This window comes from Halobacteriovorax sp. YZS-3-1 (genome assembly GCF_047084945.1).
GTDB classification, from domain to species: domain Bacteria; phylum Bdellovibrionota; class Bacteriovoracia; order Bacteriovoracales; family Bacteriovoracaceae; genus Halobacteriovorax_A; species Halobacteriovorax_A vibrionivorans.
On record NZ_JBKIYI010000002.1, the window covers coordinates 611243 to 634637 of the forward strand.

Annotated in this window: 26 protein-coding genes; 18 read left to right on the forward strand and 8 right to left on the reverse strand. The window is 35.3% G+C overall.

Going from position 1 to position 23395, the window contains the following annotated elements:
- Nucleotides 1-36 precede the first annotated feature (36 nt).
- The 3 genes from ACMAZI_RS12985 to ACMAZI_RS12995 all read left to right on the forward strand — a co-directional run bounded on the left by ACMAZI_RS12985 (nt 37) and on the right by ACMAZI_RS12995 (nt 2157).
- Nucleotides 37-546, forward strand: a complete 510-nt coding sequence (locus tag ACMAZI_RS12985) for a hypothetical protein (RefSeq protein ID WP_115361099.1) — start codon at nt 37-39, stop codon at nt 544-546.
- Nucleotides 547-645: 99 nt separating this feature from the next.
- Nucleotides 646-1713: an AI-2E family transporter gene (locus ACMAZI_RS12990; protein WP_412474254.1), complete on the forward strand. Its 1068-nt coding sequence runs from the start codon at nt 646-648 to the stop codon at nt 1711-1713.
- 9 nt (nt 1714-1722) lie between these two features.
- Nucleotides 1723-2157 carry an OsmC family protein gene (locus ACMAZI_RS12995; protein WP_158536839.1) on the forward strand — a complete coding sequence of 145 codons (435 nt, stop codon included), beginning with the start codon at nt 1723-1725 and terminating at the stop codon, nt 2155-2157.
- Nucleotide 2158: 1 nt separating this feature from the next.
- On the opposite strand, the gene ACMAZI_RS13000 is transcribed toward ACMAZI_RS12995, so the two are convergent.
- Complete coding sequence (locus ACMAZI_RS13000) at nt 2159-3340, reverse strand: FAD-dependent oxidoreductase (protein ID WP_412474255.1); 1182 nt, start codon at nt 3338-3340, stop codon at nt 2159-2161.
- Between the two features lie 9 nt (nt 3341-3349).
- Entirely contained in the window at nt 3350-3862 is a 513-nt protein-coding gene (locus tag ACMAZI_RS13005) for a DUF3365 domain-containing protein (RefSeq protein WP_412474256.1), read from the reverse strand.
- 170 nt (nt 3863-4032) lie between these two features.
- Here ACMAZI_RS13005 and yghU point away from each other — a divergent pair, with 170 nt between their 5' ends.
- On the forward strand, nt 4033-4887 hold the full coding sequence (yghU, locus tag ACMAZI_RS13010; RefSeq protein WP_334679063.1) for a glutathione-dependent disulfide-bond oxidoreductase: 855 nt from the start codon (nt 4033-4035) through the stop codon (nt 4885-4887).
- 19 nt (nt 4888-4906) lie between these two features.
- On the opposite strand, the gene ACMAZI_RS13015 is transcribed toward yghU, so the two are convergent.
- Nucleotides 4907-5701 carry a hypothetical protein gene (locus tag ACMAZI_RS13015; RefSeq protein WP_334679064.1) on the reverse strand — a complete coding sequence of 265 codons (795 nt, stop codon included), beginning with the start codon at nt 5699-5701 and terminating at the stop codon, nt 4907-4909.
- 146 nt (nt 5702-5847) lie between these two features.
- Between ACMAZI_RS13015 and egtB the strand changes: the two genes are divergently transcribed.
- On the forward strand, nt 5848-7083 hold the full coding sequence (egtB, locus tag ACMAZI_RS13020; RefSeq protein ID WP_199506633.1) for an ergothioneine biosynthesis protein EgtB: 1236 nt from the start codon (nt 5848-5850) through the stop codon (nt 7081-7083).
- Nucleotides 7083-8069 carry an L-histidine N(alpha)-methyltransferase gene (gene egtD, locus ACMAZI_RS13025; RefSeq protein ID WP_412474257.1) on the forward strand — a complete coding sequence of 329 codons (987 nt, stop codon included), beginning with the start codon at nt 7083-7085 and terminating at the stop codon, nt 8067-8069. Before egtB ends, egtD begins: the two co-directional genes overlap by 1 nt.
- Here egtD and ACMAZI_RS13030 read toward each other — a convergent pair.
- Nucleotides 8066-8413 (reverse strand): zinc ribbon domain-containing protein YjdM, encoded by a 348-nt coding sequence (locus ACMAZI_RS13030; RefSeq protein ID WP_115361084.1) that lies wholly within the window; start codon nt 8411-8413, stop codon nt 8066-8068. The genes egtD and ACMAZI_RS13030 overlap by 4 nt on opposite strands.
- A 46-nt stretch (nt 8414-8459) precedes the next feature.
- Nucleotides 8460-9179: a DUF3750 domain-containing protein gene (locus tag ACMAZI_RS13035; protein ID WP_334679066.1), complete on the reverse strand. Its 720-nt coding sequence runs from the start codon at nt 9177-9179 to the stop codon at nt 8460-8462.
- A gap of 88 nt (nt 9180-9267) precedes the next feature.
- On the opposite strand from ACMAZI_RS13035, the gene ACMAZI_RS13040 reads away from it, so the two are divergent.
- Nucleotides 9268-10161 carry a cation diffusion facilitator family transporter gene (locus tag ACMAZI_RS13040; protein ID WP_334679067.1) on the forward strand — a complete coding sequence of 298 codons (894 nt, stop codon included), beginning with the start codon at nt 9268-9270 and terminating at the stop codon, nt 10159-10161.
- Between the two features lie 7 nt (nt 10162-10168).
- Here ACMAZI_RS13040 and ACMAZI_RS13045 read toward each other — a convergent pair whose 3' ends face one another.
- Together ACMAZI_RS13045 and ACMAZI_RS13050 are read right to left on the reverse strand one after the other, a co-directional pair.
- Nucleotides 10169-10861: a cupin domain-containing protein gene (locus ACMAZI_RS13045; RefSeq protein ID WP_115361078.1), complete on the reverse strand. Its 693-nt coding sequence runs from the start codon at nt 10859-10861 to the stop codon at nt 10169-10171.
- Entirely contained in the window at nt 10858-11418 is a 561-nt protein-coding gene (locus tag ACMAZI_RS13050) for a sigma-70 family RNA polymerase sigma factor (RefSeq protein WP_162929544.1), read from the reverse strand. The genes ACMAZI_RS13045 and ACMAZI_RS13050 overlap by 4 nt, the downstream gene beginning before the upstream one ends.
- A gap of 280 nt (nt 11419-11698) precedes the next feature.
- Here ACMAZI_RS13050 and ACMAZI_RS13055 point away from each other — a divergent pair, with 280 nt between their 5' ends.
- Genes ACMAZI_RS13055 through ACMAZI_RS13085 form a run of 7 tightly spaced genes read left to right on the forward strand, consistent with a single transcriptional unit; the run spans nt 11699 to nt 18488 of the window.
- Nucleotides 11699-12997 (forward strand): DUF1295 domain-containing protein, encoded by a 1299-nt coding sequence (locus ACMAZI_RS13055; RefSeq protein WP_115361075.1) that lies wholly within the window; start codon nt 11699-11701, stop codon nt 12995-12997.
- Nucleotides 12997-14235: an NAD(P)/FAD-dependent oxidoreductase gene (locus ACMAZI_RS13060; RefSeq protein ID WP_412474258.1), complete on the forward strand. Its 1239-nt coding sequence runs from the start codon at nt 12997-12999 to the stop codon at nt 14233-14235. Before ACMAZI_RS13055 ends, ACMAZI_RS13060 begins: the two co-directional genes overlap by 1 nt.
- On the forward strand, nt 14232-15023 hold the full coding sequence (locus tag ACMAZI_RS13065; RefSeq protein WP_412474259.1) for a DUF1365 domain-containing protein: 792 nt from the start codon (nt 14232-14234) through the stop codon (nt 15021-15023). The genes ACMAZI_RS13060 and ACMAZI_RS13065 overlap by 4 nt, the downstream gene beginning before the upstream one ends.
- Nucleotides 15020-16276: an SAM-dependent methyltransferase gene (locus tag ACMAZI_RS13070; protein WP_115361069.1), complete on the forward strand. Its 1257-nt coding sequence runs from the start codon at nt 15020-15022 to the stop codon at nt 16274-16276. Before ACMAZI_RS13065 ends, ACMAZI_RS13070 begins: the two co-directional genes overlap by 4 nt.
- Before the next feature lie 9 nt (nt 16277-16285).
- Complete coding sequence (locus tag ACMAZI_RS13075) at nt 16286-17323, forward strand: SAM-dependent methyltransferase (protein ID WP_412474260.1); 1038 nt, start codon at nt 16286-16288, stop codon at nt 17321-17323.
- Nucleotides 17324-17335: 12 nt separating this feature from the next.
- Nucleotides 17336-18028 (forward strand): fatty acid desaturase, encoded by a 693-nt coding sequence (locus ACMAZI_RS13080; protein WP_115361066.1) that lies wholly within the window; start codon nt 17336-17338, stop codon nt 18026-18028.
- Nucleotides 18021-18488: a chalcone isomerase family protein gene (locus ACMAZI_RS13085; protein ID WP_120404423.1), complete on the forward strand. Its 468-nt coding sequence runs from the start codon at nt 18021-18023 to the stop codon at nt 18486-18488. The genes ACMAZI_RS13080 and ACMAZI_RS13085 overlap by 8 nt, the downstream gene beginning before the upstream one ends.
- A gap of 9 nt (nt 18489-18497) precedes the next feature.
- Here ACMAZI_RS13085 and ACMAZI_RS13090 read toward each other — a convergent pair whose 3' ends face one another.
- Nucleotides 18498-19382: a hypothetical protein gene (locus ACMAZI_RS13090; RefSeq protein WP_412474261.1), complete on the reverse strand. Its 885-nt coding sequence runs from the start codon at nt 19380-19382 to the stop codon at nt 18498-18500.
- A gap of 528 nt (nt 19383-19910) precedes the next feature.
- Between ACMAZI_RS13090 and rimK the strand changes: the two genes are divergently transcribed.
- The 4 genes from rimK (at nt 19911) to mtnP (ending at nt 23323) form a co-directional block, all read left to right on the forward strand.
- Nucleotides 19911-20804 carry a 30S ribosomal protein S6--L-glutamate ligase gene (gene rimK, locus ACMAZI_RS13095; RefSeq protein WP_115361060.1) on the forward strand — a complete coding sequence of 298 codons (894 nt, stop codon included), beginning with the start codon at nt 19911-19913 and terminating at the stop codon, nt 20802-20804.
- Entirely contained in the window at nt 20805-21821 is a 1017-nt protein-coding gene (locus ACMAZI_RS13100; RefSeq protein WP_115361058.1) for a succinylglutamate desuccinylase/aspartoacylase family protein, read from the forward strand.
- Between the two features lie 66 nt (nt 21822-21887).
- On the forward strand, nt 21888-22481 hold the full coding sequence (locus ACMAZI_RS13105; RefSeq protein WP_334679077.1) for a class I SAM-dependent methyltransferase: 594 nt from the start codon (nt 21888-21890) through the stop codon (nt 22479-22481).
- 5 nt (nt 22482-22486) lie between these two features.
- On the forward strand, nt 22487-23323 hold the full coding sequence (mtnP, locus tag ACMAZI_RS13110) for an S-methyl-5'-thioadenosine phosphorylase (protein ID WP_334679078.1): 837 nt from the start codon (nt 22487-22489) through the stop codon (nt 23321-23323).
- Nucleotides 23324-23395: the final 72 nt, after the last annotated feature.

Here is a 23395-nt window from a genome sequence, read left to right on the forward strand (position 1 = left end):
CCCATATATTTTAACTAATTATTTAGGGAGATGTTCATGTTTAAGAAATTAGCTGCTGTAGCACTTGTATGCTTCTCGTTTTCAACACTAGCTAATGTTGATGCGAAAATTGCTCCAATCTTTGAAGAGGTTGAGTTTAAATTATCTGTAGAGTGGGATCAAAAAGATCAAGAGTTCTACAATGAAACTGTTAGAAACTTTGAGACTCAATTAGGTGAGTTAAGAGCAGAAGGTGTAAAACCTGCTGACGTTTTAAACTACCTAAAGTCTAATATCAAAGATCAAAAAGTTGCCAATGAACTTTCTAGTCTTGTCGCTTCAATTGATCTTGAAACAATGACTCTTGAAGAATCAAAATCACTAATTCAAGATTATGTAGATGGTATGAAAAATACTGGAGCAAATTACCACGGTCGTTATGGTTATGACTATGGATTCTACTATCTATTCTTTGGTGGAGTAGTATTTTATTACTACTGGTATGCTTATAGCTACACATACTATGATTGTTACTATGATAGATGGGGTTATTACTACTGCTACTAAAATCAAACCGTAAAAATTATGTTAAAAGAGGCCTCCTTTTTAGGAGGCTTTTTTTATTCTTTATTTGCACACTAAGGCATTCAAACATACAATATTTATATGCAAAATAAATATAATGTAACTTATGTATTCTTTGGTTTTCTTTTTCTATTAATTGGATATTTGGTTTGGATGATGGCCAGGCAGATGATTGGACCAATTATTTTTGGCCTTGTTTTAGCCGGTGTCTTTAATCCACTAAAAAATAAAATTATTAGCAAGTGGAAAGTTACAAATTATACCAGCTCTATCCTTACGACTTTGATTATTACATTACTTGTACTAATCCCACTAATATTCTTAGCTCTAGCTCTTAGTAAGGAAGCAGTTTCATTATATCAAAGAATTGTCAGTGCCTTAGCACATCACGAAGTTGATAACTTCTTATTTGGACAAGGGGCCGTCGCTGATTTAATAAGAAGCTTTTCTCAAATGTCTGGTATGGATATCGATATGGAGCAAGTAAAGACTGCTGTTTTAAATGCCCTTAAAGGAGCTTCAGGAACAGTGATTTCAAGCATCAATTCGATTATGGGTAATATCATTACTTTTATATTTGATTTGGCCATTATGATGATTGTCGTCTTTGGTATATTCATTGAAGGAAAGCATTTAAAAAATTATATATTTGACCTATCACCACTACCTTCAGACCAAGAACAGAAGATTTTAGAAAAATTTAATCAAATGAATTATGTAACTTTGGTATGTAATGGTGTTGGAGGAGTTATTCAAGGTGTACTTGCAGGTATTGCTCTTTGGTTTACGGGGTTTGAATCCATCGTCTTATGGACAGTTGTCATGGTGTTTTTGGCCTTTGTTCCATTAGTGGGAATATCAATCGTAACGATTCCTGCCAGTTTATATCTTGTACTAACGGGTGATACAGGGGCAGGAGTAGGGCTCTTTATCTTTACTTCTCTGGTTGGACTTATTGTTGAAAATTGGTTTAAACCCAAGTTTATTGGCGACCGAATTAAGATCAACTCTACCTTTGTTCTTCTAACGATTATAGGCGGTATGGGAGTATTTGGTATGGGAGGAATCTTCTATGGTCCAATTATAGGAATTTTATTTCTCACAGTAGTTGAAATATATCATGATCAATATAATTTTGTTGTTGAATAGGAGTTAATATTGGCAACTTACACGACAGTTACTACAGGTAGAGCCGATAATATTGAATTAAATCTTACGGCCGAGAAGAAAGAATCTCTCACAGTTACTCCTCCTCCTCAGTTTCAAGGCGTTGAAGATAAGTGGAGTCCTGAAGATCTTTTTAGTGCGAGTATTTCAAGTTGCTATATACTTACTTTCAAGTCATTTGCACAATTTCAAAAGCTTGCGTGGACCAATATTGAAGTTAAGGCCGATGCACATCTTGAAAAAGTTGAAAAAGGTTTTGCTTTCACAAAAGTGGATATCTATGTAAATCTTGAAATTTGTTGCGAAGGAAATGTCGATCCATATTTAGAGCTACTCTATAAGGCCAAGGATAATTGTCTGGTTACTAAATCTATGAATTGTGAATTTAGCCTACACCCAAAGATTAAGAATACAGCAAAGAAATAAACTACATTCTGCCTTTCAACATTCCATGCCAATACACAAGTGGAAGAATATGGGCCTTTAGAAAGTACATACTCCAGCGAGGCTTAGACTGATCAAAAGGAAAAGTTTCGCAAGGATTTCCATCGTAATCAAACTCTGCAAGAATCAACTGCCCATATCCTGTAACTATTGGACATGACGTGTAGCCATTATATTCTCTATTAAAGTCAGATCTCTTATTAATAAATTTGACTATATTCTCTGCTACCACAGGTGCTTGTTTTCTAATTGCTGCACCAGTTTTCGCTGTTGGTGCATTAGAAACATCACCCAAAGAGAATACATTTTCATATTTTTGATGTTGGAAAGTATGCTTGTCTACATCAATCCAACCAGTCTCGTCTAAGAGCTTACTATTTATCAAAAAATCTGGTGCTGACATTGGTGGAACAACATGAATAAACGAATATTCTTTTTCAATGAGTTGATTTGTTTGAAGATCTCTAAAGAAGGCTTTTTTATTAATTCCGTCAATTCGCTCTAGGTTTATTTGGAAATGAGTTTTAATATCTCTTTCTTTTATAATCTTCTCAAGTGACTTTTTATATTTCTCAACCCCAAAGATAGCTTGGCCAGGGCTTGTAAATTCTATCTCTACATTATTTCGCTTTCCATGCTTTCTTAAATAGTCTTCAACTAGATACATAATTTTTTGTGGGGCACCACCACACTTTAAAGGAGAGTTAGGAAAAGTAAATAATGCACTACCATGATCAAGCTCTTGTAGGAATTTCCAAGTATAATCAACATATTCATAGCTGTAGTTAGAGCAAACGCCGTCTTTACCCATTGCCTCTTTCAGTCCTTCTATTTGATCCCAGTTTATTTGAATTCCTGGAGCAACAACAAGAATATCGTATTTTATAATGCCTTCTTTTTCACACTCAACTTCATTTTTATCAGGATTTATTTTAATACAACGATCTTGAATCCAGCTAACTTGGTGGGGCATAACCTCTTTGGTTAACTTTCTAGTTTCTTCTTTTGTTCCAATTCCAGCACCGTTTAGGGTCCAGTAAGGTTGGTAGTAATGATACTTAGAAGGCTCGATAACGGAAATTTCAAAAGATTTATCAAGAGAGTTTCTCAACCTAGCAGCTGTTGTAATACCAGCTGTACCTCCGCCAACGATAACTATATTCATTTTTTATCCCTATTCTTTTGTTTTAAAAGTTGCCCAAAAATATCCTCGTGTATCACCTGTTTTATAGCCAGTGGCCTTATCTGCAGGATATAGCTTATTAATTCTAGCTGACACTTCAGGTTTTATATTTGAACCGTGGCAGTTTAAACAAAGTGGCATTGTCTTTATTGGTTTTATAATTCCGGATTGATTATTACTAATTCGAACAACGCTATAGCCTTTCTTGTTAGATCCTGATTCGTAAGCATCAATTGTTTCTTTCATCCAATCTTTTACTGTATTATTTGGATTTCTATTTTTTAGACTAACACGTCCGACCTCAATACCTTTTGAATGGTATTTTTTAGTGATGGGCATGGCCTTTGTGTTACAAACCTCTATGGCATTAACTGGAGAGACCTTCATTGCTGATTGAAGCTCTTTTTTTAGTGCCATAGCTGTTTTTTGAATTGCTTCAAGGGCCTCTTTTTGCCCAGCTAGAGTTGAAAACGAAAGTAGTACTAGAAAGATTATTTTTTTCATAAATCTAGAATAGCATAAAAATATATTTATAATTTGATGCGTATCAATATTTGTCTTCTTTTAATCATATTTTTAACATTCTTAGGTATGGTTTTTTACAAAGGCTTCACATTCAATCTCATTGATTGATGTTATAATGATTAAAATTTCATTTATCTAAAGGAGAATATATGAGTGATAAATATACACCACCTAAGGTTTGGACTTTTTCAGAAGGTAACGGAGGTGAGTTTGCAAATATTAATCGACCTACAGCTGGTTCGAGAGAAGAAAAGAAGCTCCCACAAGGTGAGCATCAATTTCAATTATATTCACTAGGGACTCCTAATGGAGTTAAAGTAACAATTATGTTTGAGGAGTTACTTGAACTTGGCATTAAAGAAGCCGAATACGATGCATATCTAATAAATATTGGAGAAGGTGATCAATTTGGTTCGGGATTTGTCGATATTAATCCAAACTCTAAAATACCTGCACTTTTAGACAAGAATCATGGTGAAGAAATTAGAGTATTTGAATCAGGATCAATCCTTGTCTACTTAGCTGAGAAATTTGGCAAGTTCCTTCCTAAAGATCCAATAAAAAGAGCGCAAACTTTTAATTGGTTATTTTGGCAAATGGGAAGTGCGCCTTACTTAGGTGGAGGCTTTGGGCATTTCTATGCATATGCCCCTGAAAAATTTGAATATCCTATTGATCGTTTTGCTATGGAAACAAAGAGACAATTAGATGTATTAGACAAACAATTAGCGAATAATAAGTATATTGCAGGAGATGAATATACTATCGCTGATATGGCCATCTTCCCTTGGTACGGGGCACTTGTTAAGGGGAAACTATATGATGCAGCGGAGTTTCTTTCTGTACATGAGTATAAGAATGTCATCCGCTGGGCAGATGAATTAATTAAAAGACCTGCTGTACTGCGAGGCCGTGTCGTTAATCGAGCGTGGGGAGATGAAGATCAGCAACTTCATGAACGTCACAGCTCAGCTGATTTTGAAAAAATTAAGTTAGAATATTAAAATATAAATTTGGAGATCACTAAAATTGATAATTTGCTTCAATGCGGTGATCTCCATCTGTTATGTCTACTAAATTACTCCAATTTGCAAAGTAACGTAAGTTGAAGCGTGGTGTGAATTGATAGCTTGCTGCAAATTCATGTAAGAGAATATTATCTTTTCCTGGAGCATATGCACTATCTTCATAGAGGTTAGAGCCACTCACAGCAGTTAGCCAAAAGGGATTATAATTTAGCCATATTTTCTCTGTTAACGTAAACTTTCCATACATTCCAATAAGTGCATTAACTCCATAGATAGAGTACCCACTATCAATACTTGAATCATCTTCAACAACATTTTTTCCAAAGTCTACTCCTAGACCTGCCAAAGGATAGAGATTGATAAAATAATACTTTGGTAGCGCTTGAAGAAGCGCATATGATGCACTTCCTGTTCTTTGCGCTAGATAAGATTGTTTAAAGTTATAATTGATATCAATTTGAGCACCACGACCTGTTGTTAAGTCGGCCTTGAAATTTCTAAATCGGAAGCTGTCTAACTTATTGCTTCTTTTTGAAGACTTGTCCCAGCCAAGTTCTTCTCCAAGTGAGCCTTTAAATTCTATTACATTCATCCCCATAAGGTTTTTAATTCCAGTATCGTATGAAATACCTATCTTTAAATTTAAACCTTTATTAGTCGCACCTATACCGGCCTGCGTATAGACCGCTAATGGGTCAGACATATCTTGAACTTCATTTTTATCTTGTGCAAAGATGAGAGAGGAGAAAAGGAATAGTAATGTAATTGAATACTTATCTTGAATTTTCATATTAAAAGTCTCCATTTTGATCTTTTTGAAATTATAAGTAGGGTGAAGCTTGATTCAAACTTTATTAATTCTTTAAGAAATTTTAATATTCTTAACTTTCTATCATCACCCTCCCACGGTAGCGTTTTATTGCATCGAGAATTAATGTGGGGGGAGCTATAAACTTTAATTCAGAAAATCTATTCAAAATAAATAAGGCCAAGGGAGAGATTGGCTTTCACGTAATCCAAAATGATATAACTTCTATCTATCTTAATATAAGAAAGGAAACGGAAGATATATGTAAGCCTTTAGAGATTGAGGATTATGTTGTTCAGCCTTGTGCAGAAGTAAGTCCACCTAAGTGGCACCTTGCTCATACCACATGGTTTTTTGAAGAGTTTATCTTAGCTAAGTATCTCGATAATTATGAGCGATACAATAAGGGCTATTCTTATTTATTTAACTCATATTATAAATCCGTTGGGAATCACTGGTTGCAAGGGCAGAGGGGACATCTATCTCGTCCTACAGTAAATGAGATTTATGAATATCGTAAGTATGTCGATTTCTATATGTGTGAAGTTTTAACTAATATGGATCCTGTTTCAGAAATTGAATTCTTACTTGAGGTCGGCTTAAATCACGAGCAACAGCACCAAGAATTATTACTAATGGATATCAAATATATATTTGCCATGAATCCTTGTAATCCTGCTTATTACCAGTATTGGCCATTAAAAGTTTTTCGCTCAAGGAATCAGTGGAAAAATGTTGAAGGTGGGATTTATCAAGTAGGCTTTAATGGTCAGGATTTTTCATATGATAATGAAAAACCAAATCATGAAAGAGTGATTCTTTCGTACTCTGTCAGGCAACAATTAATTACTAATAGTGAATATTTAGAGTTCATTAATGATGGTGGTTATGAAGATTTTCGACTGTGGCCAAGTGATGGACACGACTGGGTTAAAGAAAACAAAATAAAAGCACCACTGTATTGGTCTTTAAATGATGGAGAGTGGTTTGAGTATACTCTTGGAGGATTAGGCTTAGTTGATCCAAATGCAAGTGTTTGCCATGTTAGTTACTATGAGGCTTATGCCTTTTCAAAATGGGCCGGCTATCGTTTACCTAGTGAATTTGAATGCGAATTAGGCCTTGATGAAGGACCTCATGAATTGTGGAATTGGACATCTTCTCATTATTCTCCATACCCAGGTTATGAATCATTTCTAGGAAGCCTCGAAGAGTACAATGAGAAATTTATGTGTAATCAATTTGTATTAAGAGGCGGCTGCTTTGGTACTCCAAGTAATCATTATCGAAAAACATATCGTAACTTTTATCGTCCACACCAACGTTGGATGTTTTCAGGAATAAGAATTGCCAAGGATAAGTAATGGAAATATCTAATTTAGTAAATTATGAAAATCATATTAACGACAAAGAACAATTTGCTCTCGATGTGCTTAATGGGCTAAGTCGTGACGAAAAAATGCTATCAACTAAATACTTCTATGATGATAAGGGAAGTGAGTTATTTCAAAAAATAACTAAACATGAAGACTATTACCTAACTCGTACTGAGTACGAAATTTTAAAGCAAGCTAATAAAGAAATTGCTAATATCATTTCAGAAGATGAAGTGGATATTGTTGAACTTGGTGCTGGAGATGGCCATAAAAGTAAATTAATTATTGAAGGATTACTAGAAAGCGGGAAAACAGTAAATTATTATCCTATCGATATATCAGCAGAGGCAATGAAGCAACTTGAAGAAGTCATTACTCCTAACGAAAATCTTCAAGTACATGGTGTTGTCGCAGAATATTTTGAAGGACTTCGCTATATTAATGAAAAGTCTAGAAACCGTAAGCTTGTTTTATTTTTGGGATCAAATATTGGAAACTTTAATCGTCATCAAAGTCACTACTTCTTACAGCATATGTGGAATGGACTAGAGGCAAATGATATGGCACTTATTGGTTTTGACCTTAAAAAAGATGTTGAGAAACTCACGGCCGCTTATAATGATTCTAGTGGGTACACAAAAGAATTTAACCTAAATCTTTTAGAGCGTATAAATAAAGAGCTAGGTGGTAATTTTGAACCAGAGAACTTCCAGCATGTAGGAATCTTCAATCCAAAAATAGGAGCAATGGAAAGCTACTTGCTTCCAAAGAAGGATCAATCAGTTTATATAAAGTCATTGAAGAAAGCATTTCACTTTGAAGCTTTCGAACCACTACACCTAGAATATTCTTTCAAATATACAAAAGGTGACATTGAAACAATGTGCTTTGATAGTGGTTTTCAAGTCGCAAAACATTTTACTGATAAGAATGAATACTTTATTGACTCATTATGGAGAGTTGTAAAAGCCTAAGCTTTTTTAACTACCGAGCACTTTAAGTACATTGATCCGTGGCCATCAACTTTACATGAGATATCGTGTCCGTTAACAGGATCATCAAGTAAGCGAATATTTTTTACTTTTGTTCCTGACTTGATTGTGGACTTGCCGGCCTTTAGGTCTCTAATCACTGTAACAGAGTCGCCATTTTGTAGCGGGGCCCCATTAACATCAAGGAATTGATGTTCTTGTTCAGTTTCTTCATTGTTAGCATCTAGACTCCATTCATGAAAACATTCAGGGCAATTCCATAATTGTCCATCTGAGTAAGCATATGGAGACTCACATTTTGGGCATTTTTGATTTTCTTCAGTCATGAAATTAGATTAATCCTAACGCCATCGCTTGTAAATATAATAAATATCATAGTGAGCGGTCTGGATAGCCAACACGTCCAGCAAAAGGCAGCTTAAGTGCTGGATCAGCAAAGTCGACACCAAAGTTTAACCCAAGGAGATTGAATTCAATTCCCTCTGCTCTAGCAAATGTTACACCTAAGAGCCCAAAGGCCGATAGGGTGTAGCCAGTGTTTGATGCTGTTGGAGCAATAAATTTATTAGTGCCTAGGTAATCCTTACCAATGGCATGAGGTGGAAGTTCAATATCCAATTCTTCTATATTGCGATTTAGATAGGAAACAAATGTATTTGAGTTTGGTCCAGGCCAAATACGATAAAGATCTTTATACGGATAATTTTCAATTAAAGGCTTTAGTTTTTCAATGATGGTAGAGGCTTTTTTACCTCGTGCCTCAAAGGCTAGGGTTGGTATATTATCAAACCATAAACGATCAGGAAGGTCCTTTTCAATTCTAATGGCGCTACCTTCTCTTCTGATATTCCATGAAGTAACTTGCGCTACAGTGTATTGTTCTTCATCAACTTTCTTCCAAGCAATCCATGGATGGACGGCAAAGTTGCCTCGCCAGGAAAAAGCTCGTGCATAGTAGACTTGTACAATATCTTCCTTTAGCTCATGGGCCTTAGGCGCAATTCCTGCACTTTCACGTGATGTCTCTTTCCACGACTTTGATGAACAAGATAAAATTAGAAATAAAAGAGTAAGTGTATTAATCAACTTCATACCAGAGATTATAACATCGTATCCCTCTTGAATTCTACGGTTTAATCATTAATAATATCAATAATTACACAGAATCTGAGGAGCCCTTATGTCTGGAGGACATCACCATCATCACCACCACCATCACCATGGTGATATGAATGGCAAGAATATCTTAATCGCATTTTTCCTCAATGCTAGTTTTGCTGTGATTGAATTAATAGGCGGCTACTTAACAAATAGTGTGGCCATCTATTCAGATGCTCTCCATGATATCGGAGATAGCCTTGCTCTCTTATTTTCGTATTTTGCAGAAAAATTAAGTAAGAAAGAAGCGGATAATCAATTTACTTTCGGTTATCGTCGTTTTTCGATTCTATCGGCACTTATAAATGGCCTAATTCTTTTTTCTGGTAGTATTTTTGTCATTTACGAAGCAGTTCAAAGAATAATGGCACCTGAGCCTGTTCAGGCAATGGGAATGCTATGGTTGGCCTTATTGGGAATTGTGGTGAATGGGGTTGCTGCTTATCGCATGTCTAAGACGAGTGGTCTAAATCAAAAAATGGTTATGTACCATCTATTGGAAGATTTAATGGGGTGGGTGGCCGTTCTTATTGTCAGTGTAATACTTCATTTTAAGCCTTGGTATATTTTAGACTCGATTCTTTCGATCTTGATCTCATTTATTATTCTAAGAGGTGTTTATCATAATCTTAAAAAAGTTGGACTAATATTCCTTCAGCATTTTCCTGATGAAATTGAGATGAATACAATAAAAGAAGAGGTTGAGGCCTTAGAGCTTGTAAAAGATATGCATGCTATAAAAGGTTGGTCATTAGATAATGAATCATTCTATTTAAGATTTCATATTCTTGTTGCGCCGGAAACAAAGGCAAGGGACTTAGACATTTTAAAGCAAAGTATTAAAGAGGTTTTATCTAGTCATCATGTAGTCTATTCCACAATAGAGTTTGAATCTTCAACTGATTGCTGCGAATAATAACTTTCTAAGACCTCTTAAGGTACCACCAGAGTAGGCGATTTAATGGTGCCAATAATCCTTGAAAGAAGTTAAGGCGGTTTTCAACAAATGAAACCACTAAGCATCCTTCATCACTTGCAGTTGCTGGTGCATGAGTATCTTTTTCATCAAATACAGAAAAGTCACCATTACTTAAACGAGTTCCTTCACTGTAATAATAACCATCAACAACATAGCTATATTCACGTCCACTGTGGCCGTGCTCTGGAACAGTTTCTCCTGGTCCCATGTAGATAAAGAAAAGACCACCACCGGCACCTTCTGTAATTTGTGCCACACCGCAATCATTACCGAACTCTTTCCAATTAAGGTTTTTCTCTGCCGCAAAGGCCAATTTTTCAGGTAATTCAAATACCTTATCCCCGAAGTTAATCGTTGCAGTATTTTGCTTGGCTTTAATATTTACAATTGTTTCACTTTCTTCATCTTCTATTCGATTAAAGAGGCTTTCAAACGCATCGTCCACTTCATCTTTTTTGATCTCACTATCATCACCAAAAAAGACTTGAGCTTCCTCGTTTGTAAGTGTGGCCATATGTTGTTGGCAGTCCTCACATTCACTTAAGTGAGTTGATATTAGAAGAGAAGCTCCCGCTGGTAATTTAGCGTTAACATAGTCTCTTATTAAATTTGTGTCAGGATGATAAAGCTTATTCACTTTTCCTCCATTAGTAATCTTAAGTTTTTAATAGCTAGTCTTACCCGTGATTTCACTGTCCCCAGGGGAATGTCACGCATGTGAGCAAATTCCGACTGAGTTAGTCCTTCTCGGTATATACCGTAGAGAACATCCTGCTGATCTTGAGAGAGTTTAGTTATCATTTCTTGAGTTTGCGCTCTTTGATAAATCTCTTCAATTTCATGCGTAGAATCAAGTGTGTGAATATTTTCATCAAAAACATCATCAGCACTTATGATTGCTAAAGGATCACGGCTTTGTTTTCTTAAATAGTCATATTTTGTATTTCTTATTATTGTAAATAGCCAAGTATTAACATTGGCCAATTCTGGAGAGTATGAGGAAGACTTCTTCCAAACCTTTAGCATGGCCTCTTGAGAAAGCTCTGCGCAAACTTCCTTTGATAATCCAGCTTTAAGGAGGTAGTTCATCGCCTTTGGGTAATAGAAATCAAATAGCTTCTTAAAAGCATGTCTTGATTTTTCCTGAGCGATTTCTCGAATCAAGTTTTCTAATTCAGTTAGGCCCAATTGCACTTTGTGATGTCTCCTAATAATAGGAATTAGTCTATCACATCTGAGTCCTAAATTCGCTAAAACTTGATCCTGCATATTTATTACTCTCATATTATTCATTACGAGATGAATCAAAAAATGGATCACATTAAAGTTGATTTTTTCTTATTTAATATAAAAGACTGGGGGTAAGTTGTTAAAATTACATTGTTTTGTGCTTTTTTTCTTATTTAACTGATCTATTTCTAAGCCTTATGCGTACTAATAGGCATAAGGATAACTGACTTAAAAAGGATCAAACGTGTTTGAAAGTATACTGATTATCACAGCGCTGCTTCTAGTCTACTTTACGATTGGCTGGTACATCTCTTTTCGAGTTAAGGTATTTGCTTACTTAGACTTTTATTGGTGCTCAAGCTTCTTTCTAATTATGGGAGTTTTATATTTTAACTACCCAGAGGGTCAAAACTTCTTTGAAAACTTAAATGCTATTGTGCTATTTTGTCTCTACGGAATCTGGTCTGCACGCTTAAGCACACATCTCTTTACTCGAATAAGACAAACGGGAGAAGATAAACGTTATATAGAGTTAAAGAAAAAGTGGAAAGTCATGTATGGAGTCTATCTCTATGGGCTATTTGTTGGTGAGGCCTTATTAAATGTTGTCTTAGCTATCCCTCTCTACTTAGCGATAGTGAATCCAACTTTTGATATATCAAATTACTTTGGAATTTTAATTTTTACCATTGCAATTATTGGGGAGCTAATCGCTGACTCTCAGCTTAAAAGGTTTGTTTCCAATAAAGAAAATCGTGGAAAAGTCTGTGATATCGGTCTTTGGAAATACTCAAGACATCCAAATTATTTTTTTGAAACATTAATCTGGGCCGGCTTTGGGGTATATGGACTTAGTTCAGCACCTATTTCATTTATCGGTTTAATACCGTATTTGATCATGCTTTATCTTATTACTTCAGTAACAGGAGTACCTCCGGCAGAGGAGTCTTCATTAAAGTCTAAGGGTGATCTTTACCGTAAATACCAAGAAAGAACGAACCGCTTTCTACTTTGGTTTCCAAAGGTGAACACAATAATTATTTTAATGACAAGTTTATTACTAATAGGAGGCAATGTGGATATGGCATACGCGCAAGATGATAATGCACAAACGAAATCTCAGGCCCAACGAATAGAGAAGGTCTTTAATGAATTAAGAGCTGATAACGTCGATATTCTTGATAACTTCTATGCTCCTAATGCTCTATTTATTGACCCTATTGGACGCCATAAGGGAATCGATGAAGTTAAGGGATATTACAAAGGTATTTATGAAGGTGTAACTGATATCAAATTTGAGTTTTCGGATATCATCTCAAATGGTTCTAATCATGTGGGAGTATGGAAAATGATTTTGAGAACTCCAAATCTAAACTCAGGAAAACCAGTTATCCTTCATGGAAACTCAGTCATAAAGTTTAATGAAAATGGACTTGTAAGCTATCACCGCGACTATTTTGATATGGGTGAATTTATATATGAACATATTCCTGTTCTCGGATCAGTCACAAAGTACATCAAGAAAAGGCTGAAGGGGGAGTAGTGAAAATAGCAATCATTGGTTCTGGTATTTCTGGTTTAACATGTGCATACAAACTTTCAAGTAAGCACGACATTACTCTATTTGAGGCCAATGATTATCTTGGTGGGCACACTCATACACACGATATTGAGTTAGATGGTGAAAAACATCGTGTTGATACTGGGTTTATCGTCTTTAATAAAAAGACTTATCCAAACTTTTTAAAACTTCTTGAAGAATTAGAAGTTGCTTATAAACCGACATCCATGAGCTTTAGTGTCAGCTGTGATAAAACTGGTCTTGAGTACAATGGAACCTCATTTAATACTCTATTTGCTCAGCGATTAAACTTTTTAAGACCGAAATTCTATTCAATGCTAAAGGGAATAATTGACTTTAATAAGAAGGCCAAGGATTTTCTCTCTAATGATAATGGAGATATCTCTCTTCAAGCATTTTTTGAATCACGAAAAGTTAAAGATAGCGTCATTGAATATTATATTGTTCCTATGATGGCCGCGGTATGGTCGACTGACCCAAGAGATGTATGGCAATTTCCTGCTAAATTCGTGCTAAGGTTTTTTGAAAATCACGGCTTCCTAGAGGTTGATGATCGTCCACAGTGGTATGTAATTGATGGAGGATCAAATTCTTATATTGATAAAATGCTTCCACATTTTAAGGATAGTGTTAGATTAAATACTCCCGTTCAAAAAGTTATTCGTCATGATGATCACATTGTTGTGGAAACAAAAAATGGGAGCGAAAAATTTGATCATGTTATTTTTGCAACACATAGTGATATTTCATTAAAGATTTTAGATGCTCCAACACAAAAAGAGAGCGAGGTTCTTTCTTCAATTCCTTATATTGCTAATCCAACATACCTACACTTAGATCGAAGTTTTCTTCCAAAGAAGAAGCTTGCTTGGGCAGCATGGAATTATCAACTTCCTATTGAAAGAAAAGTAGGGGCCACAGTGACATATAATATGAATATCTTACAAGAGTTAAAGAGTAAGAATTTGTTCAATGTCACTCTAAACCCATACCGAAAAATAGATGAGAAGAAAATAATTAAAAAAATGGATTATATGCATCCATTATTCTCTCTCGAGGGGATGAAGGCACAAGAAAGTTGGAAAGATATAAGTGGGAAGAATCGTACTCACTATTGTGGAGCATATTGGCGTAATGGCTTTCACGAAGATGGTGTTTTCAGTGCTCTTCGTGTTGTAGAGGAACTGGAGAAGATATGAAAAGCTGCCTCTACGAAGGAGAAGTCCTTCACAACCGTTATTCACCCAAAGAGCATAACTTCAAGTACAAGTTATTCCTAAGCTATATTGATTTAGATGAACTTGATGAAGTCTTCTCTAAATCAAAGTTTTGGTCTCTTGAAAAGTTGAACTTTATTTCTTTTCGAAGAAGAGATTACCATGGCGATAAGTCAAAACCACTGAAAGAAGAAGTATTTAACACTGTTGAAGACAAGATTGGTAGAAGACCAAATGGGCCAGTAAGAATTTTAACAAATTTACGCTTCTTTGGTTATTGTTTTAACTCAGTGAGTTTTTACTATTGTTATAAAGAAGATGGAGAGACGCTTGATGCCTTAATGGCAGAAATCGAAAATACTCCTTGGGGTGAGCGTTATTGTTATGTCTTTGATGGAGAGGATGTAAATGACAAATCATTAAAAATTAAGCTTGATAAGAAATTTCATATCTCACCATTTTTCCCAATGGATATTAAATATATTTGGGAATTCTTTGTGCCATCGAATTCTCTTAGAATTCATATGACAAGCTTGGATAAAGGCAGTGCAGTCTTCTATGCAGGACTTCAGTTAAAACGAGTTAATATTTCTTCTCGTTCTTTAAATCGAATGCTTTTTAAACATCCGCTAATGACTTTTAAAATGATATTTGGAATATATTTTCAAGCATTAAGACTATGGATGAAAAGAATTCCGTTCTTTGATCATCCAAACCCAGACAGTCGTAAATCAATAATCTCAGATAAAAATAAGGAAGGTGTATTATGAAACCAGACTATAAAACTCTTCAGAAATACCCTGAAGTACAAGCGCTATCAAACTATGGTTTTTTAACAAGATCCATTAGAAAGCTAATACTTAAATCATTAGATGATCTTCAATATGGACGTCTTAAGATTATTGAACAAGATATCACTACTGAGGTTGGTAAAGGTGATATCCTTGTTAATGCTGAAATCAAGGTCAATGATCCATCTTTCTTTGTTGATGTTTTCACTAAAGGATCAATAGGTGCAGCAGAGTCTTATATTCTTAAGAAATGGGACACTGATGATCTTGATAATGTCATGAGACTATTTGCTTTAAATAAGTCTACACTCAGTCAAGTAGACTCAGGCCTTGTTAATCTTCTAAAGCCTGCAAGGCTAATTGAGTATTGGCAAGATAGGAATACTATTGATGGTTCAAAGAAGAATATTAAAGCGCACTATGATCTTCCAGATGAGCTTTTTGAACACTTTTTAGATGAATCTATGATGTACTCATCTGCTTTTTTTGAAAATGAAGAATCAACATTAGAGGAGGCACAGCAAGCAAAGCTTAAGCTAATCGCTGAGCGCCTCGATATACGAGCTGAAAATCGTATTCTTGAGATTGGTTCTGGTTGGGGTGCATTGGCGATCTATCTAGCAAAGAATTATGACTGCCATGTTACGACGACAACAATATCAGATAATCAATATCGTGTAACAAAAGAGAGAATTGCTAAAGAAGGTTTAGAAGATAAGATCACTTTATTAAAAGATGATTATCGTCTTTTAAAGGGTGAGTATGATCGTGTTGTATCAATCGAAATGATTGAAGCAGTAGGAGAGCAGTTTTTAGATAGTTATACGCAAAAGATATCTGATCTCTTGGTTGAGGATGGGCTGGCCCTACTTCAGATCATTACAATTAACGATCAAGAATATGACCGCGCCGTAAAGGAATTAGACTTCATTAAAAAGTTTATTTTCCCTGGAAGCTTTATTCCTTCAATTCATGCTGTTCTTTCATCATTTAAGTCTACTTCAGATATGCGTTTATATAATCAAGTGGACTTTACATCACATTATGCAAGAACTCTTGAGGAATGGAAAAAACGTTTTAATACAAATACTCATGAAATCCCAAAACTTGGAGAAGATGAGGAATTTATAAGATTATGGAACTTTTACTTCTCATATTGCATCGGTGGATTCCACGAAAGGGCCATTGGTGTTTCTCATTTAACTTTTGGAAAACCACTTTATCGTAACTAAGGAGAATATATGTCATTTTTAATGAATGCTGCTGAAAGAGGTTATATTCCTGATCCGTTAATTCGTGTAGGAATTAGAAAGCTAATTAAGCAAAGACAAGACGAAATTTATGAGAACTTCAGTTTTCATCGAGATGGCATCTTAGGTGAGCTTAATTCATCTGTTATCGCTCAAGATACAGACAAGGCTAATGAGCAACATTATGAGTTACCAGCTGGTTTCTTTGAGTTAGTTCTTGGTAAGAATTTAAAGTATTCAAGTTCTCTTTTTGAAAGAGGAGTAAAAACTCTTGATGAAGCAGAAGAAGCAATGCTTGAACTTTATTGTAAAAGAGCGCAGCTTGAAGATGGAATGGATATTCTTGAACTTGGCTGTGGATGGGGTTCTTTAACTCTATATCTAGCAAAGAAGTATCCAAATTCAAAAGTTACGGCCATTTCAAATTCATCGTCTCAACGTGAATTTATTGAATCGAAAGCAAAGAGTCGTGGGCTTAGTAATTTAAAGATATTAACGCAAGATATGAATACTTTTAGTATCGATAAGCAATTTGATCGTATTGTTTCAATTGAAATGTTTGAGCATATGAGAAATTATAATGTTCTTTTTGAAAAGGTTGCTAGTTGGCTAAAGGATGATGGTAAGGTCTTCATTCATATCTTCTGTCATAAGAGTGCTTCATACTTTTTTGAAACTGAGGGTGATGATAACTGGATGGGGAAGTATTTCTTCACTGGTGGTGTCATGCCAAGTTTTGACCTTTTTGAAAGAGTGCAAGATTCACTTTCTTTAGAAGAGAAGTGGAAAGTAAATGGTAAGCATTATCAAGAAACTTCAGAAGCTTGGTTTAAAAATATGGATAAACATGAAAAAGCTCTCATGAATGTTCTTGCTGATACTTATGGAGCAGAAGATGCAAAATTATGGTTTGAAAGATGGAAAATCTTCTTTGCCTCTTGTGCTGAACTTTTTGGTCATAATAATGGAGATGAGTGGTTTGTTGGCCACTTCTTATTCAAGAAGAAATTAGTTAGGGCCTCAGAGTAAAACGGAGCTAGTATGTATTTTGCGATAGGATTTCTATTTATTCATTGGTATTTATCGTTATTTTGCCAGTCATTTTACTTGCATCGCTATATTTCTCACGATCAATGTAAGATGTCGCGTGGTTGGGATCGATTCTTTTTGATACTCACGATCTTATCGCAAGGTCCAAGCTTTCTTCGCCCTCAACATTACAAAACTTTACATATGCAGCATCATATTCATTCGGATCTAGAGGGAGACCCTCATTCTCCTGTTGTTAGTAAGAATATTGTCGATATGATGTTACATACATACCGTAAGTACATGAGTGTAAAAACGCAACGTGAAACTTTTCCCAAAATTGTTGCTATTGCTGACTCTATTCCCGTCAGATCTCTCTTTGTTGTGTTTTACGCACTCATGTACTTACTTTTTACAGATTCTCTTTGGTTTTTACTTCTTGTTCCTATCCATAGTTTACTTGGTCCAATACACGGGGCCATTGTGAATTGGTGTGGCCATAAGTACGGTTATCGAAACCATGATCTCGATGATCATTCAAAGAATACTTTAATTATAGATTTCCTTATGATGGGTGAGTTATATCAAAATAATCATCATGCTAAAGAAAATAGCATAAACTTTGCGACTAATTCATTTGAGCTAGACTTTACTTATCTCACTTTAATTCCATTGAGGAAAATAGGAGTCATTCAATATGAATAAGTTATTAATATTAGTTTTATTATTTCCTATGCTTGTAATGGCCAAAATGGATAAGGACTTTAAGCTCGTTGGAGAAGGTGTTCTTTCATATTACTTCTGGGATGTTTATAAAGTTAGTTATTTTAAAAGTATTGTCTCAGATGATGAATTAATTAAGATTACTTACTTAAGAGATGTAGAGCGTAAACATTCTCAAGCTGGTTGGGATGAATCACTAGGTAAACTTAAAGGCGTTGAGAAACAGCTGGAATGGTTAAAGAATAATGCTGTTGATGTTAAAGAAGGCGATGTATTGGCGATTTATAAACTAAACGGTTCAGATGTTATTATTCAAAAGAATGGAGAAACCATTTCTTCTAAGAAAGATGATAAGAAGTTATTCTCAATTGTGCATTCTCCATGGATTGGCCCACAAAGTGTTGATGAGGATTTAAAAGAGAAGTTGATAAAAGGGAAGTAGTCTTCCCTTTTAACTATTCTTCTTTAATTCGTTAAAATAAATATCTTTATTTGTTGTAAAGTTTATTTCATCACCATAATCATCAGTTAAGCGACTCAGAAAATTATCTAGTTTGTGAAAGTTCTCTTGGGCAGTTTCCTGGTGAGAATTAATAACTAAATACATATCTTCATTGGCATTATAGTGATCAGTTATTGCTGCAAGGTGATCATCAATAGTCTGCTCTTTCCAATAATCAATGGCCCCTAGGTTATTAGGAATTTCAAAAAGACTTCCGCAGAAGTTTTGAAGATAATATGGACGAGATAGAACATTCAATTCTCCCCAAATGAGGGAAATATAGCGTTGGAGGTTGTCTCCTTCCCAAGAGCTTCCATTCAGTAGGTTGTAATTTGTTGCAGAACTTTCAATTGGTATACCTGTTTCAACAAGTGCTTCCCAGACTCTTTCATCAGACATCCATCCGCCAGCTCTAAAAGAATGAATAGCATCAAATCCGTTACTTTTTAATTTCTCAAGTGAATATTGGATCATGGCCTTTACTTCATCTTTGTTATAAGCAACAAGCATTACTTCCTGGCCATTCATATCGCCAGCATTATAATCACCGTATTTGCTAAAGCATGGCGCCATTCTTGGTATAACACCTGCCGCTTGTACAAAGTGGCGAGGGGTATGGAGATGTAGACCAATTTCATCGTCTTGAGAGATAACAGACTTCATTGTTTTGTTGATATCCATATTCTCAAGACGTTTATTGGTGTAATAAGCGGCATTCTTGTAATGAACAATAGGTGCATTCCATTTTTGTTTGAACTGACTAATGGCCGAAAGGTTCTTATGCTCTAAAGAAATACCTTCCCAGTCCATGCTAATAATAAGATTGATCGCCATACAAATACCTACCAATACCTTTAGAGTTTTAAGATTTCGCAGTCCTATTTGTATGAAAAGGGAAGTTTTGTAAACCAAAATTGTAAAATGAATAAAATATTTTATTTTATTTTCAGGTGAATATTTGACCATGAAAAAAAGTAAAAAGATTTTATCTAATAAAAGTGTCTAAAAATGAGGAGGAGAGAGAGAAGTTTGTTATTCATAAGAAATTAGAAGTTTTTTGTATGTAAATTTTAATCTTGGACATGATTAAAATCATGCTTTAGTGAGGTGAAACCCGCAAGAATATTTTTTCTGATTTAATAATCGTAAGATATAAACGTAAAGTTAAGAAAATCTTAATTTTCTTGTCTTGTGGCGTTAAGTCATCTTATCTGATCTATGGTATATATATTTAGAGATGTGGTTTTTGAATATGGAACTTGTTGAGTCTAGTTAAATTTTTTTCACTTTTCTATTTACTTAAAAGAGAATTTTCAGAGTAAAATCACTGTAAAATTGAATGTAATCATTTATGGAGAAATTATGAATATTGTTATTTTATCTTCAAATAAGAACCTCTACTCAACTAAGAGACTGGTAGAGGAAGCAAAGAAAAAGGGTCATAAGATTGAAGTTGTTCATCCAAGTGATTGCTTTGTTGATGTAACCTCTGGCTCACCAATGGTTCATTATAAGAAGAGAAAGCTAAGTAATGTTGATGCTGTAATTCCACGTATTGGTGCTAGTATTAGTGCCTATGGAATGGCCATTGTTCGTCAATTTGAAATGATGGGAGTTTATTGTTTGAACTCTTCAAATGCTATCGGACGCTCAAGAGATAAGCTACGCTCAATGCAGATCCTTTCACATAAGGAATTACCACTTCCTAAAACAAGTTTTGCAAAAACAACTCAACAAACAGATAAGTTAATTGAGTTAGTTGGTGGGGCGCCTCTTGTTGTTAAACTTCTTGAAGGATCTCAGGGGCGAGGTGTTCTTCTTGGAGAAACCCATAAAGCTTCAGAAAGCCTAATTGATGCCTTTAGAGTGTTACATGCAAACTTCCTTGTTCAAGAATTTGTTAAAGATGCAAAAGGTGCAGATATACGCTGTTTTGTTGTAGGGGATAAGGTTATCGCTACCATGATGAGACAGGCAAAAGAAGGTGAGTTTCGTTCTAATATTCACCGTGGTGGTGTTGGGATAAAAGTTAAAATTACTCCCGAAGAAAGAAAAGTTGCAGTGGCGGCAGCAAAGGCCATGAAGTTAAATATGGCCGGAGTTGATATTATACGCTCAGGCAGTGGACCAAAGATATTAGAGGTTAACTCATCTCCAGGTCTTGAAGGAATTGAGGGAACTAATGAGAAGAATATTGCCGTTAAAATAATTGAATATATTGAGAAGAATTTCGAAAGTGTAAAAAAGGATATTTAATTGAAGAGTTCTTTATTTGATTTAGATATTGAAGATTATGAAATCGGCTATCCACGTCTGGACTTTGTGGATTTTCCATCATTTTATGGACTTCAAAAAGTTAAGGCTCCAGTCTACGTTTATCGGGCGACTAAAGAAGTTTCTCCTTGTGTGGTTGTCACCGCCTGCATGCATGGGGATGAAATTAATGGACTTCGTACGGCCCAGCTTCTTATGAAGAAAAAGATGAAGCTCTTAAAGGGAACTTTAATTGTTCTTCCTACTGTCAATATCTATGGTTTCTTAAATAAGCACCGTTACCTTCCGGATCGAAAAGATATTAATCGCTGCTTTCCTGGTAAGAATAAAGGGAACTTTGGATCTCGCTTTGCAGACTTTATCTTTAGGAATGTTACTCGCTATGGTGATGTTTTTATTGATCTACATTCTGGCGGTGCTGGCCGCTTTAATATACCTCAAATCCGTTGTGATTTGAGTACTCCTGGAATGCACGAACTCGTCGAAAATGTGAGTATACCACTTGTTGTAAATAGTGCTTTACGTGATGGCTCACTTAGAGAAGCAATCAGCGAATTAGGTAAACCATGTATCGTTTTTGAAGGAGGGGAAGGACTTAGAATTGATGAAACCATTGCCAAGTATGGACTAAATCTCATCAATAGTATTCTGTCGCACTATGGAATGATAAAATCGAAGAAAGAATTTATTGGTGAAAAATTTATTATAAAAAGACGAAAATGGACACGGGCCTCCCGTGGTGGTCTTCTATTAAATAAAGCAAAGTACGGTAAAATTGTTAAAGAGGGTGAGGTTGTAGGAGAGCTACGTCAGATGTCTGGTGATCTCATTACTAAAGTTCGCATGGAGCATGATGGAGTTATTCTAGGAATGAGTACTTCATCTCTTGTTATGGCCGGAGACGCTCTTTATCATATCGGTTTTCTTGATGATTATAACCCTGACGATCTAGCAGATGATGAAGGTGAATTATCTGATTACTTTGATTTTGAAGCTTAATGCAAAGCGATTGGCTACTTTTAGTGAAGTATCATAATATTCATATCAAAATAGTTGGAGTTTAATATGTCTCATTTTAATCATGCTGCAAATACATGGGATTCAGAAGATAAAATTAAGTTAATGGGAGAGTTAGCGCAAAAAACTCTTCAGGTTTTAAATATTTCAAAAGAAGTGGATATCCTAGACTTTGGATGTGGTACTGGACTTTTTGGCCTTGAATTCATAAATATCGCAAAAAGTATAACTGGGGTTGATACTTCGCACGGTATGCTTGAAGTCTTTAACAAGAAGACAAGTGACCAAGATCATATTCGTTCGATAAATATTGATTTAGAAAAAGATGACTTAGATGAAAAGTTTGACCTCATTATAAGTTCAATGACTTTTCATCACCTTGATTCTCCAGATAAAATGATTCTTAAACTTGCTTCAATGTTAAGAGATGGGGGGAAGATGGCCATTGTGGATCTTGAGACTGAAGACGGTAGTTTTCATCCCGACCCTAAAGCAATGGGTGTAAAGCATTTTGGCTTTTCAAATGAAGAAATTGTAGAATGGGCCGATGCTGCTAGCCTAAATGTTGAGATTACAACTATAAATTCACGAACTAAGAATTTAAAGAAGTATAATCAATTCTTAGCAGTATTTTATAAGTAGGATATATGAAATTAGGAATTATTGGTGGAAGTGGGGTTTATGACCTCGATATTTTAGAGGAAGTAGAATCAATAGAAATACAGACTCCATTTGGGGAACCTAGTAGTAAGATAAAAAAGCTCAAGGTTTCTGATTATGAGTTCTTCTTTGTCACAAGACATGGTGTAGGACACCATATTTCTCCTTCTGATATAAATTATCGTGCCAATATTTTTGCTCTTAAGAAGTTAGGAGTGACTCATATAATCTCAATCTCAGCTGTAGGGTCATTAAAAGAAGAAGTCGCTCCAGGTGACTTTTTTATGCCAGATCAATTTATTGATTGGACCAAAGGACTACGCAAAAGAAGTTTCTTTGAAGATGGGATTGTGGGACATGTCTCTGTTGCGCAACCAATCTCGCTAGAGCTTGTCGAATCGATCAAATCTGTACAAAACAAAGTTGATACAAACTTTCACTTTGGTGGCAGCTATATCTGTATCGAAGGACCTCAATACTCAAGTCGTGCCGAAAGTGAACTTTATCGTAGCTTTGGTGCCAGTGTCATTGGAATGACTAATGTTCCTGAAAGCTATCTCTCAGTAGAGGCAGGGATTGCTTATGCGACAGTAGCACTTGTAACTGATTACGATTGTTGGAAAGATGAAGCTTGCTCACTAGAAGAGATCACTGCAGTCATTAATAAGAATGTGTCTAATGTGAAAGAGCTATTAAAACACTTAATACCTAAGATTTATCAGGATAAGAAAAGCTTTGAAAAGGCCAATCTTAACGCAGTAGTAACTGACAAGAGCTTAAGAACAAAAGAGCAACAGGAAATCTTAGATATTCTCTTAAATTAATTTCTTTCTGTTCTGTTATTATTGTTTTTCATGATATACATCATGTCCTCTTTAACTCTTAAACGATATAAG

Excerpts from the sequence above, each read along its gene's own strand:
- ACMAZI_RS12985 (WP_115361099.1), top strand. The coding sequence starts at position 37 with ATGTTTAAGAAATTAGCTGCTGTAGCACTTGTATGCTTCTCGTTTTCA.
- ACMAZI_RS12990 (WP_412474254.1), top strand. The coding sequence starts at position 646 with ATGCAAAATAAATATAATGTAACTTATGTATTCTTTGGTTTTCTTTTT.
- ACMAZI_RS13000 (WP_412474255.1), bottom strand. The coding sequence starts at position 3,340 with ATGAATATAGTTATCGTTGGCGGAGGTACAGCTGGTATTACAACAGCT.
- ACMAZI_RS13005 (WP_412474256.1), bottom strand. The coding sequence starts at position 3,862 with ATGAAAAAAATAATCTTTCTAGTACTACTTTCGTTTTCAACTCTAGCT.
- yghU (WP_334679063.1), top strand. The coding sequence starts at position 4,033 with ATGAGTGATAAATATACACCACCTAAGGTTTGGACTTTTTCAGAAGGT.
- ACMAZI_RS13015 (WP_334679064.1), bottom strand. The coding sequence starts at position 5,701 with ATGAAAATTCAAGATAAGTATTCAATTACATTACTATTCCTTTTCTCC.
- egtD (WP_412474257.1), top strand. The coding sequence starts at position 7,083 with ATGGAAATATCTAATTTAGTAAATTATGAAAATCATATTAACGACAAA.
- ACMAZI_RS13030 (WP_115361084.1), bottom strand. The coding sequence starts at position 8,413 with ATGACTGAAGAAAATCAAAAATGCCCAAAATGTGAGTCTCCATATGCT.
- ACMAZI_RS13035 (WP_334679066.1), bottom strand. The coding sequence starts at position 9,179 with ATGAAGTTGATTAATACACTTACTCTTTTATTTCTAATTTTATCTTGT.
- ACMAZI_RS13040 (WP_334679067.1), top strand. The coding sequence starts at position 9,268 with ATGTCTGGAGGACATCACCATCATCACCACCACCATCACCATGGTGAT.
- ACMAZI_RS13065 (WP_412474259.1), top strand. The coding sequence starts at position 14,232 with ATGAAAAGCTGCCTCTACGAAGGAGAAGTCCTTCACAACCGTTATTCA.
- ACMAZI_RS13070 (WP_115361069.1), top strand. The coding sequence starts at position 15,020 with ATGAAACCAGACTATAAAACTCTTCAGAAATACCCTGAAGTACAAGCG.
- ACMAZI_RS13075 (WP_412474260.1), top strand. The coding sequence starts at position 16,286 with ATGTCATTTTTAATGAATGCTGCTGAAAGAGGTTATATTCCTGATCCG.
- ACMAZI_RS13080 (WP_115361066.1), top strand. The coding sequence starts at position 17,336 with ATGTATTTTGCGATAGGATTTCTATTTATTCATTGGTATTTATCGTTA.
- ACMAZI_RS13085 (WP_120404423.1), top strand. The coding sequence starts at position 18,021 with ATGAATAAGTTATTAATATTAGTTTTATTATTTCCTATGCTTGTAATG.
- ACMAZI_RS13090 (WP_412474261.1), bottom strand. The coding sequence starts at position 19,382 with ATGGCGATCAATCTTATTATTAGCATGGACTGGGAAGGTATTTCTTTA.
- rimK (WP_115361060.1), top strand. The coding sequence starts at position 19,911 with ATGAATATTGTTATTTTATCTTCAAATAAGAACCTCTACTCAACTAAG.
- ACMAZI_RS13105 (WP_334679077.1), top strand. The coding sequence starts at position 21,888 with ATGTCTCATTTTAATCATGCTGCAAATACATGGGATTCAGAAGATAAA.
- mtnP (WP_334679078.1), top strand. The coding sequence starts at position 22,487 with ATGAAATTAGGAATTATTGGTGGAAGTGGGGTTTATGACCTCGATATT.